This window comes from Nostoc sp. DSM 114167 (genome assembly GCF_052692655.1).
In genome coordinates this window covers 128869-144863 of record NZ_CP195116.1, presented here as the reverse complement: position 1 = coordinate 144863, position 15995 = coordinate 128869, and the positions used below count along the sequence as shown (strand labels likewise).

Here is a 15995-nt window from a genome sequence, read left to right as displayed (position 1 = left end):
GAATCGCGTCTCTACAAAGGGTTTATTTGTCCGATTCTTTTTTCAAATTGGTATTACTTCCACCCAGTCCCCATTACCTCTTATCCCCAGAGGGAACCCTACCTTCCCCAATCCCCATTGCATGACACAAATATGTGGCGCAGATTCCAGACTTTTATCCAACGTACTCGCAGCGTTTTGATTATTACTCCTAGCGTTGCCTTGACGGTTATAGTTGGGCAATCTTTGGGACTTTTCAATTTACCGGAATGGGAAATTCGTGACGAATGGGTTCGTCAGCGATCTTCACAGGCGATGCCTATGGCGGGCTACGCCTACGCAGATGAGATTGTGATTGTTACAATCGATGAGCGCGATATCCAATCGGTGCGTAAATGGCCAGTTCCCGACTGGGCGCTGGCACGATTACTAGAAAAAATCCGGGCGCAGCAGCCAAGAGCCATTGGCTTGGATCTCTATCGAGATTTACCGGAAGGAAGCGGACACGAGCAACTTGTTCAAGTCTTTCGCAACACTCCCAATTTAATCGGAGTTGAGAAAATTACTGGCGAACGCGTCAATCCCCCGCCGGAATTGAAAAAACAGGATCGGGTAGGATTAGCAGATTTAGTGTTAGATGGCGATCGCTTTGTACGTCGCGCCCTCTTGACAGCTGAAGATGCCAAAGAGAAAAACACTATTAAAGCCGGACTAGCAACCCTTGTAGCCCTAAAGTACCTCGAAGCTGAAAAAATTAGTTTAGAAAGCATTGACCCCAAAAAACAAAAGTTTCAGTTGGGTAAAGAAATTTACTTACCACTGCAAAATCAAGAAGCAGGTTATACCGATGCCGATTTAGGAGGCTATCAAATTCTGCTGAATTGGCATGGAACAGATGCCGCATTTCGGACAGTTGCGATGCGCGATGTATTAGCAGGGAAAATTCCGGCAGATTTGATGCGCGATCGCATGGTATTTATTGGATCGATTGCCTCCAGTACCAATGATTTCTTCAGTACACCCTTCTCTTCCTGGATCTCTGCTCAAAAACCGACTCCAGGTGTGGTTGTTCATGCCAATATTGCTCATCAACTAGTACGAGGAGCAAAAACAGGAAATGCCAGTCTGCACGGTGTTTCTGGCATTTCTTTATCACTCTGGATTGTTTTGTCGTCTGTCATTGGTTCTACAGGCAGTTGGTTGTTATCCAGTAGCAAACTGCGGATTCCCGGCGGCAAAATTCTTTGGGCAACTGTAGGCATCAGTGGAGCCTGTATAGGGGGTGGCTATGGGATGTTTTTGTCTGGCGTTTTAATTCCGATAACACCCACCTTAGCCGCGTTTATCGGTAGTGTGATTGCAACAACTAATGCCTATAAACAGCGAAAGTTAGAAGAAACAAATCGCCAACTAGAAATTGCCAACAGTCAACTATTAGATTATTCCAAAACCCTAGAGACAAAAGTCGAAGAACGCACTCATGAATTAGTGGAGGCAAAGCAAGCTGCCGATGCTGCCAATCAGGCCAAGAGTGAGTTTCTCGCCAACATGAGCCACGAACTACGTACACCTCTCAATGGCATCCTTGGTTTTGCCCAGGTACTAGAAGGATCGCCAAACATGACAGCTAAAAACCTAGAAGGAGTCAGCATTATCTACCAATGCGGTTCGCATCTTTTGATGCTGATCGATGACATTCTCGATCTCTCGAAGATAGAAGCAAGGAAATTGGATTTAGTTGTCACTAGCGTGCATTTGCCTAGTTTCTTACATGGTGTAACAGAGATTTGTGGTATCCGGGCTGAACAGAAAGGAATTGGATTTAATATCTTAATTAGCGATCGCCTACCACTGGCCGTTGAAGTTGATGAAAAGCGGCTGCGGCAAGTGTTAATTAACTTGCTGGGCAACGCGATCAAATTTACAGACAACGGTAGTGTAACGTTCAAAGTGGAAGTCATTAGTGATTCGTCATTGGTCATTGGTCACGAGTCTAAACAAATGACAAAGGACAAAGGACAAATGACACATCAAAAGATTCGTTTTCAGATTGAAGATACAGGTATTGGGATGTCACCAGATCAACTGGAGAAAATCTTTTTGCCCTTTGAGCAAGTGGGTGAAGCAGGGCAACGATCTGAAGGTACTGGCTTGGGATTGGCCATTAGCCAAAGAATTGCGGCATTGATGGAAAGCCAAATTCAGGTGCAGAGTCACCTGGGTGAAGGAAGTCTGTTTTGGCTGGATTTGACAGTATCAGTACCACTCGCTCATGACTGGCTTGGAGGAGAGATGTCTAAGACGGATTACATCCCAACTCCCCAAAAAATTACTGGGATTCAGGGTAGTGCGCCTCAAATTCTGATTGTCGATGACGATCGCAACCACTGTTCTATGTTGACCAATCTGCTGCAAGAAATTGGCTGTCGAACCCTAGAAGCCACCGATGGCAAACATGGGCTACAAATAGCAATTGAACACAATCCAGATGTGATTTTACTCGATTTAGCCATGCCCAATATGGATGGTTTTGAGCTAATGGTTCACCTCCAAGCCAATCCACAAACCCGTTCTATTCCGATCATCGTTTCTAGTGCCAGCGTTTTTGAGTCAAATCGTCAGCGGAGTTTAGAGGCAGGGGCAACAGCATTTCTACCCAAACCCCTCCAGATTGACGAACTACTCAATAGATTGCGATCGCTCTTGGGAGTGGAATGGATATATGCCGAATCTTCGCCTTCCAAAAATGAGCAGATAACTAGTAGTGAATGGGTTCTACCATCCCAAGATGTTTTACAACAACTCTATCATCTGGCAATGATGGGAGATATCTCGGCGATTGAGGGAATGTTAAGAGAACTAATTGAAGAAAACAGTCAACTAGCTCCCTTCGCAGCAGAGTTAAGCAAACTCACTGCCAATTTCCAAACCGGAAAAATCCGTAAGTTACTCAAATCATTTGTCACAACGGAGTTACATCCATGATCGCTGTTCCGATCTCGAAACCCATACATATTTTATTAGTGGATGACAATCCAAACAATCTTAAAGTGCTATCGGAAGCGATTCAGAAGTGTGGCTGGAAAGCCCTGATGGCAACAGATGGAGAGTCAGCCATCGAACAAACAGAATACGCTCATCCCGATCTGATTCTTTTGGATGTGATGATGACAGGTATTGATGGATTTGAAACTTGTCGCAGACTGAAAACCAATCCGATCACCCAGAAGATTCCGGTGATTTTCATGACTGCCCTATCCGATTCTACAGATAAGGTGGCCGGACTGGAAATAGGTGCAGTTGACTACATTACCAAACCCTTCCAATACGAAGAAGTCATTGCCCGTTTAAAATTACACCTGAAAATTTCCCATCTCACCCGCACACTAGAAGAACGCGTGCAAGAACGCACCAGAGAATTAACTCAATCTCTCCAACAGTTACAGCAAACCCAACTACAAATGATCCAGAGTGAGAAAATGTCTACTTTGGGGCAGTTGGTTGCAGGTATTGGTCATGAAATTAATAATCCGGTTGGTTTTGTTGGCGGAAATTTATCTTATATTGAGGAACATGTAAATAATCTCCTTCGCCTGGTCAGCCTGCAACAGCAGAAGCTAACGCAGTCAGACTCGGAAATTCAAGAGCTTCTTGCAGAAATTGACTTGGAGTATCTGACAGAGGATCTGCCAAAACTACTGGCATCAATGCACCAAGGAATTACCCGTCTGAAAGATATCAGTCTCTCTTTGAGAACTTTTACTCGCGCAGATATTTCATCTCAGGTGGAGTTTCAGATTCACGAAGGAATTGATAGCACCTTAATGCTGTTGAAACATCGACTCAAAGGCAATGGCGATCGCACTAAAATCCAGGTTGTCACACAATACGGTGAGTTACCTCCAATCAGTTGCTATCCCGGACAACTGAATCAGGTGTTCATGAATATCATCGCCAATGCCATTGATGCATTTGATGAACTCCATCAAAACAATTGCGATCGAGATATTGCTGCTTGCCCGAACATCATCACCATCACCACATCGGTTGATACCCAACAAAAAGCCGTCACAATTTGTATCCAAGATAACGGCCCTGGTATGCTGACTGAGGTGCAATCTCGAATTTTTGAGCAATCTTTCACAACCAAGGCTGTAGGCAAAGGAACCGGACTGGGATTAGCGATCAGCTACCAAATTATTGTTGACAAACACAACGGACAAGTCAAATGCTTGTCAATACCTGGTGAGGGGACAAAATTTATTATTACTCTGCCGATGTAGTTTCTATGCCAAAACCTCCAGCTTCGATATGACGAACTAGCGATTGAATAATAGGTGTGGCAATACTAATACCAAATAAAGCATTGAAGCCTGCAACAACCACTGGTGCTGACAAAATAACTGTAAATTCGGGAAATAAAGCTAACACAGCCACCAAAACAAAAAAAACAATTGGTGTTGCAATACCTGCTGCTTTTGCTGCTTCAAAAATTAGATTTTTATACTCTTCAACAGTGATGTCACCTCGATAAAGATCCAAAGAGTAAGAAATCGCCGTGACTACAACCTGAGTGAGAATAGCTGTTCCCGTTGCAGTAATCCCAAGTTTCGCGATCGTCCCAGAATTGCTGATAATAGAATCTACTGCATTATAAACTCGAATATAAAACTGTTCGCCAACGGTCATGACTTTAGCACCTCGGCGAAAATTATCAACACCTACTTCCCAAAGGATATTATCAGCAGCATTCGATCCACCTTGAGAACGTGGCTTGATGTGGCTACCATGCTTATCTCTAAGAAATTGACGAATTGTATATTCTTTACCTCCTAGCTTTGATGTGCCAGGAATTTTTTCAAAAAGCTTCATCACATTTGCATCAGAGCGAGGTAAGTCTCCCACCCGAACGCCAGCACGATATCTCAGCCTATTTGCAATCTTGGGCATCTCTTGGGCTAATTCGGCAGCTGTTTTTGGTAAATTTTGCAAAGCATCAGCCATAACCATGCTAGATGCGGCAACTCCAACAGCAGTTTGTTGAAATGTTTTACTAACATTTTGAACAGTTTGAAAACCTGATTGTGTTGCGATGGTTGACAAACTTTGTAAATCATTGACTGCATGGACACTTGAAGTAGTTATCTCGCTAGTAGCGTTCTTGATTCCATCAACTACCTCATTCATCCCGTTTACCACATTGTTAGCTGCTTCTTGAGCTTTATCTCTAACCGTATCTGTCAACTTTTGTGCTTCGTTGATAAAATCCATGTTTTCTGCTGTGGAGTATTTGCTCCAGTTTCTCTTTCTTAAACTAAGAAGCACCTCAGCATTCATGACGAATTTACTTACAAAAATTTTAAATATATAGTAATCACTTTATATTGTTTGTGTATGTTATACCAATTCAATTAATGATTGCAACACATCCTTGGGTGAAGAAGACGCGATTCATCGCGTCTCTACAAATGGTCTATTTGTTGCATTCTTTTTTTAAACTTGAAAGCGATCGCCGATTTTGATCGTTGAGCTTTAAAACTCGGAACTTGAGCTTTAGAACTTAAAACATCAAATTCTCTACTCAAACTCCGAGTTTCTAAGCTGTAACTTTCAACCTCTTAAGCAAAATTGCCGATAGATTTTTTGCACTATTGATGCTTACGGCTGCATTCCAGATTTACAGATGAAATTGCGCCTCGATCAATTTTTAGTTTCTACCTTTGAAAGAGTTTAGCCATTCTTGAACTTGCTCTCTTGCAATATCGCGCCCTCCAAGACCAAAAGCTAGGGCAATAGCAACTGCGATCGCACCTAGTAAAAGTCCAAAGGCTAAATTCACAATATCACTGGCAACTCCAATCTGTTGCAGTGCCATTGCCGAGACTAAGGCAATAATTGCAATCCGCGCCACTTGTCCCAAAATCTGGGCTTGGCGATCGCCTGAACTGGTAATGATGTTAAAAGCCAAATTTGCCAAGAATAAGCCAATGGCAAAGATCACCAATCCGGCCAAAATCCGCCCGAATATAATCACAATCCCAGACACTAATGCTGTCAGGGCTGGAATATTCAAGATATTCACCGCCGCCACTGTCGCAAACAGCACGATCCCCACTAAAGCAACAATGCCTACAACTTCTGATGGAGTGCGGGTTGGAATCGGTGGGGTTGCTGATTCTGTGGAGATGACGATTCGTCTGCTGGCTGTAGTCAGACCCAAAATAGTGAAAATGTTATTAAACCCTAAATTGGTGAGGATACTTGTAACCAAGTCCGCGATAAACCGCCCAATGAAATAAGCAACAATCAAAATTGCTGCGGCTGTAAAGATGGCAGGTAAGGCGTTGAGAATCTGTTGCAGCATAGCGATCGCTGGTATTGATATCGCATCAATTCGCAAGGCATTCAGCGCTGCGATCGCTACAGGAATCAGAATCAAAACATAGACAATTGTGCCGATAATACTCGATAGAGGTTGTACCCCCGCACTTGTAGATAATCCCAACCGACTACCTAAATGGTCAAGACCAGTTGTCGCCAGCAAATTCGTCACAATCCGCCGTACTATATTAGCGATGAACCAGCCAACTACAGCAATCAAGATCGCCGCTAAAATGTTCGGCAGAATTAGCAGAACTTGTGTAATTAGAGCTTGTACTGGTTGTAGAGCCTGCCTGAGTCCGAGAGTATCTAAAACTGGGGCAAGAAACAGTAAAAATATAAACCAATACAGAGCATTGCCAATTGTCTCACTCAGAGATAGCTGATTGAGGCTGGGTGCGCTGTCTTCTGGTTCTGGATTCAAACGCTCATCCAGATTAAATGCCTGTAATGAGCGCACAGTGATAATCTTCACAATCGTCGCTAAAAACCAAGCAGTTATCAAAAGGATTCCTGCACCAACCAACTTTGGCAAAAAGCCAATAAGTTGATCGAGAAAACTATTCAGGGGTCGAGAGGCTACCTCTAAATCTAATGCCTGTAAAACAGCTACCGCCGTCAACAAGATAATGCTCCAAAAGACTAAGCCGGAGATTAATTTCTCCACTTGGGGAACATCTTGACGACCCGTTACGCCAGCAGCAATGCGATTATCTATGTTTGTGCGCTTGAGAATTCCTTGTGTCAGTGCCGCTACGCCGAAGGCAATTAGCAAACCTACCAATAAAATTGCTACCGCCCCTAAAAGACGAGGCGTAAATAGAATCAATTGTTGAACAATACCTTGCACATCAGCGATTCCTTGATTCACTGCTGGTTGTATTGGTTGCAGGCTGGGCGATGATTGTGCCAAAAATTGCTGCACCCTTGTGGATAAACCAACTCCATAGGCGTAGCCCGTCGTAGACATCACCTGGGTTATTTCTTGCCAAGTTGTGTTCATGGTTTTCGGGAATTATGCTTAAGTATTCGCCGCAAACACTGAGTCAGTGTTTTGCCTATCAATTTACCAGTAAAAACATACATATTTACTCATATTTGATTTAAATACGGGCATTGGCAGTGCTGAGTGCTGTTAGCGGAAGCGGGGCGTTTAGCCCGTGCTGAGTTAGGAGTTAGGAGTTTTGTTTATCTCCTTGTCCCCTTGTCTCCTCACTCCCTCACTCCCCTGCTCCCACTTTGCTGAATTTTGCGTTACTCTAATTGCAGCAACAGCACTAAAGATGTGGAATGTCCCAAGTTTTGGAACAATCGATTCAAATTAATGCTACAGCTACAGTGGTGGAGCGCTGTATTAGCGATTTAGCTCTCATGCACCGTTGGCTCAACCCCGTTCTCCGTTGCGAACCTGTGGGCGAAGCTTGGAGTACGGATGTCGGCAGTAAAAGTCGTTTTATTATTCAAATTCCTCTACTAAAACCCACCCTGAATAGCGTAGTTGTAGAACGACAACCGGGTTTGATAGTCTGGGAATTTCAGGGGTTTTTTCAAGGGCGCGATCGCTGGGAATGTCAGCCAACAGAAAAGGGAACGCGCCTACTCAACCGCTTTGAGTACGATATCCCTAACCCTTTAATTAGTTGGGGTTTTAACACTTTTGCTGCGTCTTGGACAAAAGAAGATATGCAAGCCCAGCTGCGCCGCCTCAAACGAGTTGCAGAAGAACAAAATTAGTCATTAGTCATTAGTCACTTGTACTGAGCGACTTGCCCTGAGCGTAGTCGAAGGGAGCCGAAGTATTAGTCATTTGTCATTGGCTTACTAAAATTTTCCCAGTCTCCAGTCCCCACTCCCCATTCCCTACTTGTCTTTACTCAATTCGGTAAGTAGCCGCCGAATCACAGATGCATCCTCGGCATCGGGAACTTTTGCTAAATAATTTTGTAAGTCGTCTATGGCTTGAGGGTAGTAACCGAGTTGATAGTAGATCAAACCGCGATCGCGCAATTCTAAAGTTAAACCAGGAAACAACAACAAAATTCGTTCGACTGCTGCCAGTGTTTTTTCTAACTCTTGCTGTTTGAGGTAAATAAATTTTAAATTTGTCAACATCCGGGCCAAAAATTGCCGATTACTAACTACAGCTAAAAATTCTGGTTGTAGCGTCACAGGTTGCTGATAAAGTTGAGATAGGCGTTCCTCGCAATCTTGGGGAAATATTATTTCACCGCCATTGAAGGCATCCACAAAAATCTCTATATCAGGAATATCTGGGCGGATCAGGAAATGTCCTGGCATACCTATACCGACCATTGGAAAATCAATCCGTCGAGCAACTTCCAGGTAAACCAGCGCTAAGGTAATGGGAATCCCCAATCGGCGATCGATTACATCATTGAAAAAGCTGTTGCGCGGATCGTAATAGTCAATTTTATTACCAGAAAATTTTAAATCTTCGTAGAGATACTGATTAATAGTTTGAACTATCCGCAAAGGATATCTTGAATCAGGCAGACGTTCTTGAAGCTCCCATGCCATTGTATCAAGGGCGTTGAGATATTCCTCTGGGTCTAGCTTGGGATATTCTTCTTGTGCAATGTACAATGCTGCCTTTGCTAGATCAATTTGCTCGTCAGACTGCTGAATCTCCTGGTAAAAATATTGTCGTGCTGACGATAAATTCATAAGCTGTTGCTCGGTGGAGGTATGAGGATGAAGCCGCAGGTACGCCTAACTCTGGCATCGCGGCTTGGCTAAAAGCTGTTTTTTATATCTATCTTCATCTTATGGATATTCAGAAGTTTTGGAAATGTATTTTATAGATAGCTTTATATATCTATTACTAACTAACTTTAAGTAAATGCTGTGTTGGTGATGTCTTTGATGGACTGTATCCACATAAAGCATATGATGTAATAAAAATATGCATTATTTCAAGGCAGAAGTTAGATATCAAATATCTAGCTTTTTACCTATAAGTAGAAATATTTAAATAATTTGGGGTAATAGTATTTTTTGATACAATGCGTTAAAACTAGGGCGATCGCATTTGAAAAATGAAATTAAGATAAACTTGAGCGTATTCTGTCAATCTGGTCAGGATGAGGACTACAACCCCAACTGCCAAACTCCTTTTTAAGGAATTACTAAGAGAGTTATGTCCCCGTCCGATGCTAGAGTGAAAGGTGACATTGCTTATTCTTATGTCTTCTCCGACCTTATCTGAAAAATAGCTTCAATCATTAGGCGCAGCATGGTCACAACCGCAGAAAAAACAAACATTGGCTACATTACCCAAATCATTGGCCCAGTTGTAGACGTTAAATTTCCCGGCGGGAAATTGCCACAAATCTACAACGCTTTGAAAATCGTTGGCACCAACGAAGGTGGACAGGAAATCAATCTCACCGTTGAAGTACAGCAACTGCTGGGCGACAACCAAGTGCGGACTGTTGCGATGAGTTCCACCGAAGGCTTAGTGCGCGGTTTTGAAGTCACCGATACAGGCGCTCCCATTAACGTGCCAGTTGGTAAAGCCACTTTGGGTCGGATTTTCAACGTCCTTGGCGAACCTGTGGATAACAGGGGCCCTGTAAATGCTGAGGCAAGTTTACCCATCCACCGCTCTGCTCCCAAATTCACCGACCTGGAAACAAAGCCTTCCGTGTTCGAGACTGGGATTAAAGTTGTTGACCTTCTGACTCCCTATCGACGCGGCGGTAAGATTGGTCTATTCGGCGGTGCTGGTGTTGGTAAAACCGTGATTATGATGGAGTTGATCAACAACATCGCTACTCAGCATGGTGGAGTATCCGTTTTTGCTGGCGTGGGCGAACGCACCCGTGAAGGCAATGACCTCTACAACGAAATGATTGAATCTGGGGTTATCAACAAAGACAACCTCAACGAATCAAAAATTGCTCTAGTTTACGGTCAAATGAACGAACCACCCGGAGCTAGAATGCGGGTTGGTCTTTCAGGATTGACAGTAGCAGAATACTTCCGCGATGTGAACAAGCAGGATGTGCTGTTGTTTATTGACAACATTTTCCGGTTTGTACAAGCAGGTTCGGAAGTATCGGCGTTACTCGGTCGGATGCCTTCAGCAGTGGGATATCAGCCCACATTGGGAACTGACGTAGGTGAACTGCAAGAGCGGATTACCTCGACTACCGAGGGTTCGATTACCTCCATTCAAGCAGTGTACGTACCAGCGGATGACCTCACCGACCCCGCACCTGCTACCACCTTCGCTCACTTGGATGGTACAACAGTACTGTCTCGCGGTTTGGCAGCTAAGGGAATTTATCCTGCGGTTGACCCCCTTGGTTCGACTTCCACCATGCTTCAACCCAACATTGTTGGTGATGAACACTACAATACGGCGCGGGCGGTGCAATCAACTCTGCAACGTTATAAAGAACTCCAAGACATTATCGCCATTCTTGGTCTAGATGAATTGTCTGAAGAAGACCGTCTGATCGTAGCGCGCGCCCGGAAAGTTGAGCGTTTCTTGTCTCAGCCGTTCTTTGTGGCAGAAGTATTCACCGGTTCTCCTGGTAAGTACGTGAAGTTGGAAGATACCATTAAAGGGTTCCAAAAGATTCTGTCTGGTGAGTTGGACGATCTGCCAGAACAGGCTTTCTACTTAGTTGGCGATATTAACGAAGCGATCGCCAAAGCTGCAAAAATCAAAGGTTAGTCATTAGTCATTGGTCATTGGTCATTGGTCACTGGTCATTAATCATTAGTCATTAGTCATTAGTTCAAGGCTAATGACTAATGGCAATTACAAATGACAAATACTTCGACTTCGCTCAGTACAAGTGACAAAGGACAAAGGACAAAAGACAAAGGACAAAGGACAAAGGACAAAGGACAAATGACATTAACCGTTCGTGTAATTTCCCCAGATAAAACAGTCTGGGATGCCCCAGCTGAAGAAGTAGTTTTACCTAGCACTACTGGTCAATTAGGTATCCTAACTGGACACGCCCCACTTTTGACCGCCCTGGATACTGGTGTAATGCGAGTTCGCGGCGCTAAAAATCAGAATTGGGAAGCGATCGCCCTTTTGGGTGGCTTTGCCGAAGTCGAAGAGAATGAAGTGACAATTCTGGTTAACGGCGCTGAACGTGGCGACAAAATTAACCTTGATGAAGCTCGTACTGCTTACAACCAAGCAGAAACACGTCTAAGTCAAGTTTCCGCAGACGATCGCCAAGCTCAAATTCAGGCAACTCAAGCCTTCAAACGCGCCCGCGCTCGGTTTCAAGCTGCTGGCGGTTCGATCTAATTTTACTTTCTATTTCAACTTTGTAGGTTGGACATTTGCCCAACCTACAAAATATTTCTTAAAAAGAACTCAGGAGTCAGAAATCAGTATTCATGCTGTATAAATGCTAAATCTCCGTAAATGGATGGAGTATTCTAAATCCTGAATTCTGACTCCTTGTTTATTAAATTTTAAAAAAATTACGTCAAGTTTAAGAAATCGAGCCAAGCCTTGGTGAAGTGTTAACTTAGCTAATTAGTTGCCCAGATGGGCACAGATTATGAAAAGCCTTTCATCTTTACTTGGTACTCGTAAACAAAATAAGGTAGCTCGTTTTGCAGCATCGATGGTAGCAACCTTAGCGATGGCTGCGCCAACATCTCTGGCGATCGCTGGAAGTATTCACTCTGCCAATGCCACGCCTGTAAAAACAACTACTGCATCAGTCCAGCTAAATCAGACCAAACCAAATATTGCTCAGTTACAAATTAGCAGGACTCAATATCAAGCGGCTGGAATTAATCCTGTTGTAGTGGTTCCAATTCTACTTGTTGGCGGTTTAGTTATATTTGTACCCTTATTCTTTGGCGGACTTGTAGTAATTGGCGAACGTGAAGTCGGTATTGTAGTTAGAAAATTTACCCTTTCCGGGCGCGGACTCCCCGCCGGCAGTTTGATTGCCCTCAACGGCGAAGCTGGCTTGCAGGCCGATACTTTAGCTCCTGGTTGGCATTGGGGCTATTGGCCTTGGCAGTATTCTGTAAAAAAAGAGTATGTAGTTGTCGTTCCTCAAGGCGAAATCGCTTTGATTGTGGCAGCAGATGGTCAACCCAACCCACCAGAGCGGATTTTGGGGAAAATTGTCAGTTGCGACAACTTCCAAGATGCTCGAAAATTCCTCACCGAAGGCGGTGAAAAAGGGCGGCAGATGGGTTTTCTCACCGCAGGTACGTACCGGATTAATACCGCCCTGTTTAAAGTCATCATGGCAGCAAATGCCAGCACTCATGGCATGGCTCCAGAACAGTTGCGGGTGTACAATCTGGCGTCGGACAAAGTTGGTATTGTCACTACCTTAGATGGTTTACCAATCTCCGCGGGTGAACTTGCAGGCACCATAATTGAGGGACACGACAACTTCCAAAATGGTCAGAAATTTATTAATGGCGGTGGACGGCGAGGTTTACAAGAACAGATATTGCTTTCTGGTTCTTGGAACTTGAACCCTTGGTTTGTCCAGGTTGAGCAAGTGCCGATGACGGAAATTCCCATTGGGTATGTAGGTGTAGTAATTTCTTTCGTGGGTAAAGCACATCAAGATGTCAGTGGTGCAGCTTTCACCCACGGGAACTTGGTGAATCAGGGACATAAGGGTGTGTGGGTCGAACCGCTATATCCTGGTAAGCACCCGATTAATTCCCGGATTATGAAGATTGAACTCGTGCCAACGACCAACATTGTTTTAAACTGGTCAGGTCGGACTGAACGCCACAGTTATGATGCTAAACTGGCATCTTTAACAGTGCGATCGCGAGATGGGTTTGCCTTTGATTTGGAAGTAGCACAAATTATTCATGTGGGTGCTTTAGATGCTCCCAAGGTAATTTCTCGCGTTGGTGCCATGCAAAATCTGGTAGACCATGTATTAGAACCAACCATCGGTAATTATTTCCGCAACTCAGCCCAAGACTATACTGTATTAGACTTTCTCACCGCTCGGAGCGAACGACAATCTGAGGCTGCTGAGTATATTAAAACAGCATTGCGGGCTTATGACGTACAAGCGATCGACACCCTGATTGGTGATATTCAGCCACCAGCGTCGTTAATGCAGACACAGACAGACCGGAAAATTGCCGAAGAAGAACGTAAGACTTATGAAGTCCAGCAGATGGCGCAAACCCAACGCCAGCAGCTTGTTCGGGAAACGGCACTGGCTAATATTCAGCAAGAAATGGTTAAATCAGAGCAAAGCGTACATATAGCTGACCTGAAAGCCCAAGCCCAAATCAAACAGGCGACTGGTGAAGCCGAGGGGACAAAACTCCGGGCAATTGCTGAGGCCGAAGGTATCCGGGCCACAGGTAACGCCAAAGCTGAAACCTACCGCGCTGGTGTGGAAGCATTGGGGCCACAAGGTTATACAGCCATGCAACTAATGCAGATTATCGGCGATCGCAATGTCCGCTTGATACCAGATGTCTTAGTTGGCAGTAACGGTAGCAATAATGGTTTAGTGGATGGGCTACTATCCATGATTTTATGGAATCAAACTGCTAAAGGTGAATTGACACCAACACCTTTGCATCCACAACCAGTAGTTAACAATGGACAACCAACTACAGAAAACGGTTATCCACCTATAGTTGTGAATTTTCCGGGGGATAAGTTAACTTAACGTTAAAAGGGCGGTTAGAAACCGCATTTATACAGACAAAACCCATCCTCGTGGGTTTCAAACCCTCAATTCTTCCTTAGTCCGCAGAGGCGGACTAAGTTTCTGTCGCCGCGAATTCTATTTGGTCTGGCTGGCTGTAACTCTAGCGGAGTAATTTTGCTTTTACAAGAGCGCTATCGTTTAATGAAACGGATTGGTAAAGGAGGATTCTCTAAAACCTTCCTCGCTGTAGATGAGGGTGAGTTTCCTCCAATTCCTTGCGTCGTTCAAGAATTATCGCAAGCATACGAGACTTCTATTACTTTTGAGCAAAAGGCGCAACAACTAGAAAAATTAGGGAAGCATCCGCAAATTCCTGCATTATTAAATTATTTTCAGCAAGATGGGCATTTCTATTTAGTGCAGGAGTTTATTGCAGGCACTAATTTAGCTCAGGTGGTTGAAGAAGAAGGCGCTTTTAATGAAACTCAGATTTGGCAACTGTTAGAAGATTTGTTGCCAGTTTTTCAGTTTATTAGCGATCGCCACATCATCCACCGCAATATTAAACCCCAAAATATCATCCGTAGATCCCCAATTACCAACAAGGCAGATTTCGTCATAGTCGATTTTTCCACTGCGAAAATCGTCACAGAAATCGATCTGCTAACATCTGAAACCAGTATCGGTAGTCCAGAATACGCTGCACCAGAGCAGACAAAGGGAAAAGCCATTTTTGCTAGTGATTTATATAGCTTGGGTGTAACTTGTATTTACTTACTTACCCAGATTTCTCCCTTTGATTTATTTGATATTGCAAATAATTGCTGGGTTTGGCAACAATATCTTACTACTAAGGTAAGCGATGTCTGGCGACAAGACTCAAAAAGTCTACCCTTGGCGCAAATTCTCGACAAACTACTGCAAAATGCGGTGAACCGTCGCTTTCAATCAGCTGATGCAGTTATGCAAGCAATGGGTATGGAATGCAAAATCGTTCGACTGAGCGAAGTCGAAGTCCAAAATCCTCCTTGGCGATGCTTGCATACCCTAACTGAGCATTCTGGGACATTAAGTAGTCTGAATGCCCTTGCCATTAGTCCTGATGGTCAAACTTTAGCCAGTGCTAGTGATGACAAAAACATCAAATTGTGGGATTTAAATACTAAAAAAGTCCTAGCTAGCCTATCAGGACATTCCCAAGCTGTAAAATCAGTTGCCTTCAGTCCTGACGGGAAAATTCTGGCAACTGCTAGCGACGATAAAACTATCAAATTGTGGCAGGTTGAGACATTAAAAGAAATCTGCACCCTCTGGGGACACGCACACGCTGTAAAATCAGTTGCTTTCAGTCCAGATGGGCAGATTCTCGCTAGTGGTAGCTGGGATAAGACAATCAAACTCTGGGATGTCAATACTGGCAGAGAAATTTGCACTATAGCCGGACATCAATTAAAGGTAAATTCAGTGGCATTTAGTCCCCAAGGACAGCTTTTAGCCAGCGCTAGTTATGACAGAACAATTCGCTTGTGGCAGATACCAACAAGAGGCAGGGGAGCAGGGGGCAAGCCTGCCCCCTTGCCTGATTTCCCTAGCTTATTAGGCACCCTTTCGGGTCATGCATGGGCGGTTTTGACAGTCGCTTTTAGTCCTGATGGTCAAATTTTGGCGACCGGTAGTGATGATAACACTATTAAATTGTGGGAGGTAAACACTGGTCAGCTAATTTGCACGCTTGTAGGCCATTCTTGGTCTGTGGTGGCTGTGGCTTTTACTGCCGATGGCGAAACACTCCTAAGTGCAAGTTGCGACAAAACAGTTAAACTTTGGAGGGTAAGCACAGCAGAAGAGATTGTTACTCTCTCTGGTCATGTAGACTCAGTATCTGCTGTTGCTGTAAGCAAAGTTACACAATTAATTGCAAGCGGCAGCCGGGACAAGACTATCAAACTGTGGCAGCTTGTAGAACAGGACAATAGCTAA

The 15995-nt window shown here is 44.1% G+C and carries 10 protein-coding genes; 7 read left to right on the top strand and 3 right to left on the bottom strand.

Annotated features, from left to right (window positions below; all coding sequences use genetic code 11):
* Positions 1-132 precede the first annotated feature (132 nt).
* Together NSTC731_RS00655 and NSTC731_RS00650 are read left to right on the top strand one after the other, a co-directional pair.
* Positions 133-2964, top strand: coding sequence for a CHASE2 domain-containing protein (locus tag NSTC731_RS00655; protein WP_445629159.1), 2832 nt, complete (start codon positions 133-135; stop codon positions 2962-2964).
* Positions 2961-4262 carry a hybrid sensor histidine kinase/response regulator gene (locus NSTC731_RS00650; RefSeq protein ID WP_445629158.1) on the top strand — a complete coding sequence of 434 codons (1302 nt, stop codon included), beginning with the start codon at positions 2961-2963 and terminating at the stop codon, positions 4260-4262. Before NSTC731_RS00655 ends, NSTC731_RS00650 begins: the two co-directional genes overlap by 4 nt.
* Here NSTC731_RS00650 and NSTC731_RS00645 read toward each other — a convergent pair.
* Together NSTC731_RS00645 and NSTC731_RS00640 are read right to left on the bottom strand one after the other, a co-directional pair.
* Positions 4246-5250 carry an HNH endonuclease gene (locus NSTC731_RS00645; protein WP_445629157.1) on the bottom strand — a complete coding sequence of 335 codons (1005 nt, stop codon included), beginning with the start codon at positions 5248-5250 and terminating at the stop codon, positions 4246-4248. The genes NSTC731_RS00650 and NSTC731_RS00645 overlap by 17 nt on opposite strands.
* 436 nt (positions 5251-5686) lie before the next feature.
* Entirely contained in the window at positions 5687-7363 is a 1677-nt protein-coding gene (locus NSTC731_RS00640) for a mechanosensitive ion channel (protein WP_445629156.1), read from the bottom strand.
* A gap of 287 nt (positions 7364-7650) precedes the next feature.
* Here NSTC731_RS00640 and NSTC731_RS00635 point away from each other — a divergent pair, with 287 nt between their 5' ends.
* The gene (locus tag NSTC731_RS00635; RefSeq protein ID WP_445629155.1) at positions 7651-8094 is read left to right on the top strand and encodes an SRPBCC family protein; all 444 of its coding nucleotides are present in this window, start codon (positions 7651-7653) and stop codon (positions 8092-8094) included.
* Between the two features lie 126 nt (positions 8095-8220).
* On the opposite strand, the gene NSTC731_RS00630 is transcribed toward NSTC731_RS00635, so the two are convergent.
* Positions 8221-9045 carry a SirB1 family protein gene (locus NSTC731_RS00630; RefSeq protein ID WP_445629154.1) on the bottom strand — a complete coding sequence of 275 codons (825 nt, stop codon included), beginning with the start codon at positions 9043-9045 and terminating at the stop codon, positions 8221-8223.
* Between the two features lie 568 nt (positions 9046-9613).
* Between NSTC731_RS00630 and atpD the strand changes: the two genes are divergently transcribed.
* The 4 genes from atpD (at position 9614) to NSTC731_RS00610 (ending at position 15995) form a co-directional block, all read left to right on the top strand.
* Positions 9614-11062, top strand: a complete 1449-nt coding sequence (gene atpD, locus NSTC731_RS00625; protein ID WP_322710336.1) for a F0F1 ATP synthase subunit beta — start codon at positions 9614-9616, stop codon at positions 11060-11062.
* A 180-nt stretch (positions 11063-11242) separates the two neighbouring features.
* On the top strand, positions 11243-11656 hold the full coding sequence (gene atpC, locus NSTC731_RS00620; RefSeq protein ID WP_322696958.1) for an ATP synthase F1 subunit epsilon: 414 nt from the start codon (positions 11243-11245) through the stop codon (positions 11654-11656).
* A gap of 259 nt (positions 11657-11915) precedes the next feature.
* Positions 11916-14033, top strand: a complete 2118-nt coding sequence (locus tag NSTC731_RS00615) for an SPFH domain-containing protein (RefSeq protein WP_445629153.1) — start codon at positions 11916-11918, stop codon at positions 14031-14033.
* Between the two features lie 183 nt (positions 14034-14216).
* Positions 14217-15995, top strand: a complete 1779-nt coding sequence (locus NSTC731_RS00610) for a protein kinase domain-containing protein (protein WP_445632249.1) — start codon at positions 14217-14219, stop codon at positions 15993-15995.

Bases quoted from the DNA above. Each gene is read 5' to 3' on its own strand.
- NSTC731_RS00655 (WP_445629159.1), top strand. From the start codon at position 133: ATGTGGCGCAGATTCCAGACTTTTATCCAACGTACTCGCAGCGTTTTG.
- NSTC731_RS00650 (WP_445629158.1), top strand. From the start codon at position 2,961: ATGATCGCTGTTCCGATCTCGAAACCCATACATATTTTATTAGTGGAT.
- NSTC731_RS00645 (WP_445629157.1), bottom strand. From the start codon at position 5,250: ATGGATTTTATCAACGAAGCACAAAAGTTGACAGATACGGTTAGAGAT.
- NSTC731_RS00640 (WP_445629156.1), bottom strand. From the start codon at position 7,363: ATGAACACAACTTGGCAAGAAATAACCCAGGTGATGTCTACGACGGGC.
- NSTC731_RS00635 (WP_445629155.1), top strand. From the start codon at position 7,651: ATGTCCCAAGTTTTGGAACAATCGATTCAAATTAATGCTACAGCTACA.
- NSTC731_RS00630 (WP_445629154.1), bottom strand. From the start codon at position 9,045: ATGAATTTATCGTCAGCACGACAATATTTTTACCAGGAGATTCAGCAG.
- atpD (WP_322710336.1), top strand. From the start codon at position 9,614: ATGGTCACAACCGCAGAAAAAACAAACATTGGCTACATTACCCAAATC.
- atpC (WP_322696958.1), top strand. From the start codon at position 11,243: ATGACATTAACCGTTCGTGTAATTTCCCCAGATAAAACAGTCTGGGAT.
- NSTC731_RS00615 (WP_445629153.1), top strand. From the start codon at position 11,916: ATGAAAAGCCTTTCATCTTTACTTGGTACTCGTAAACAAAATAAGGTA.
- NSTC731_RS00610 (WP_445632249.1), top strand. From the start codon at position 14,217: ATGAAACGGATTGGTAAAGGAGGATTCTCTAAAACCTTCCTCGCTGTA.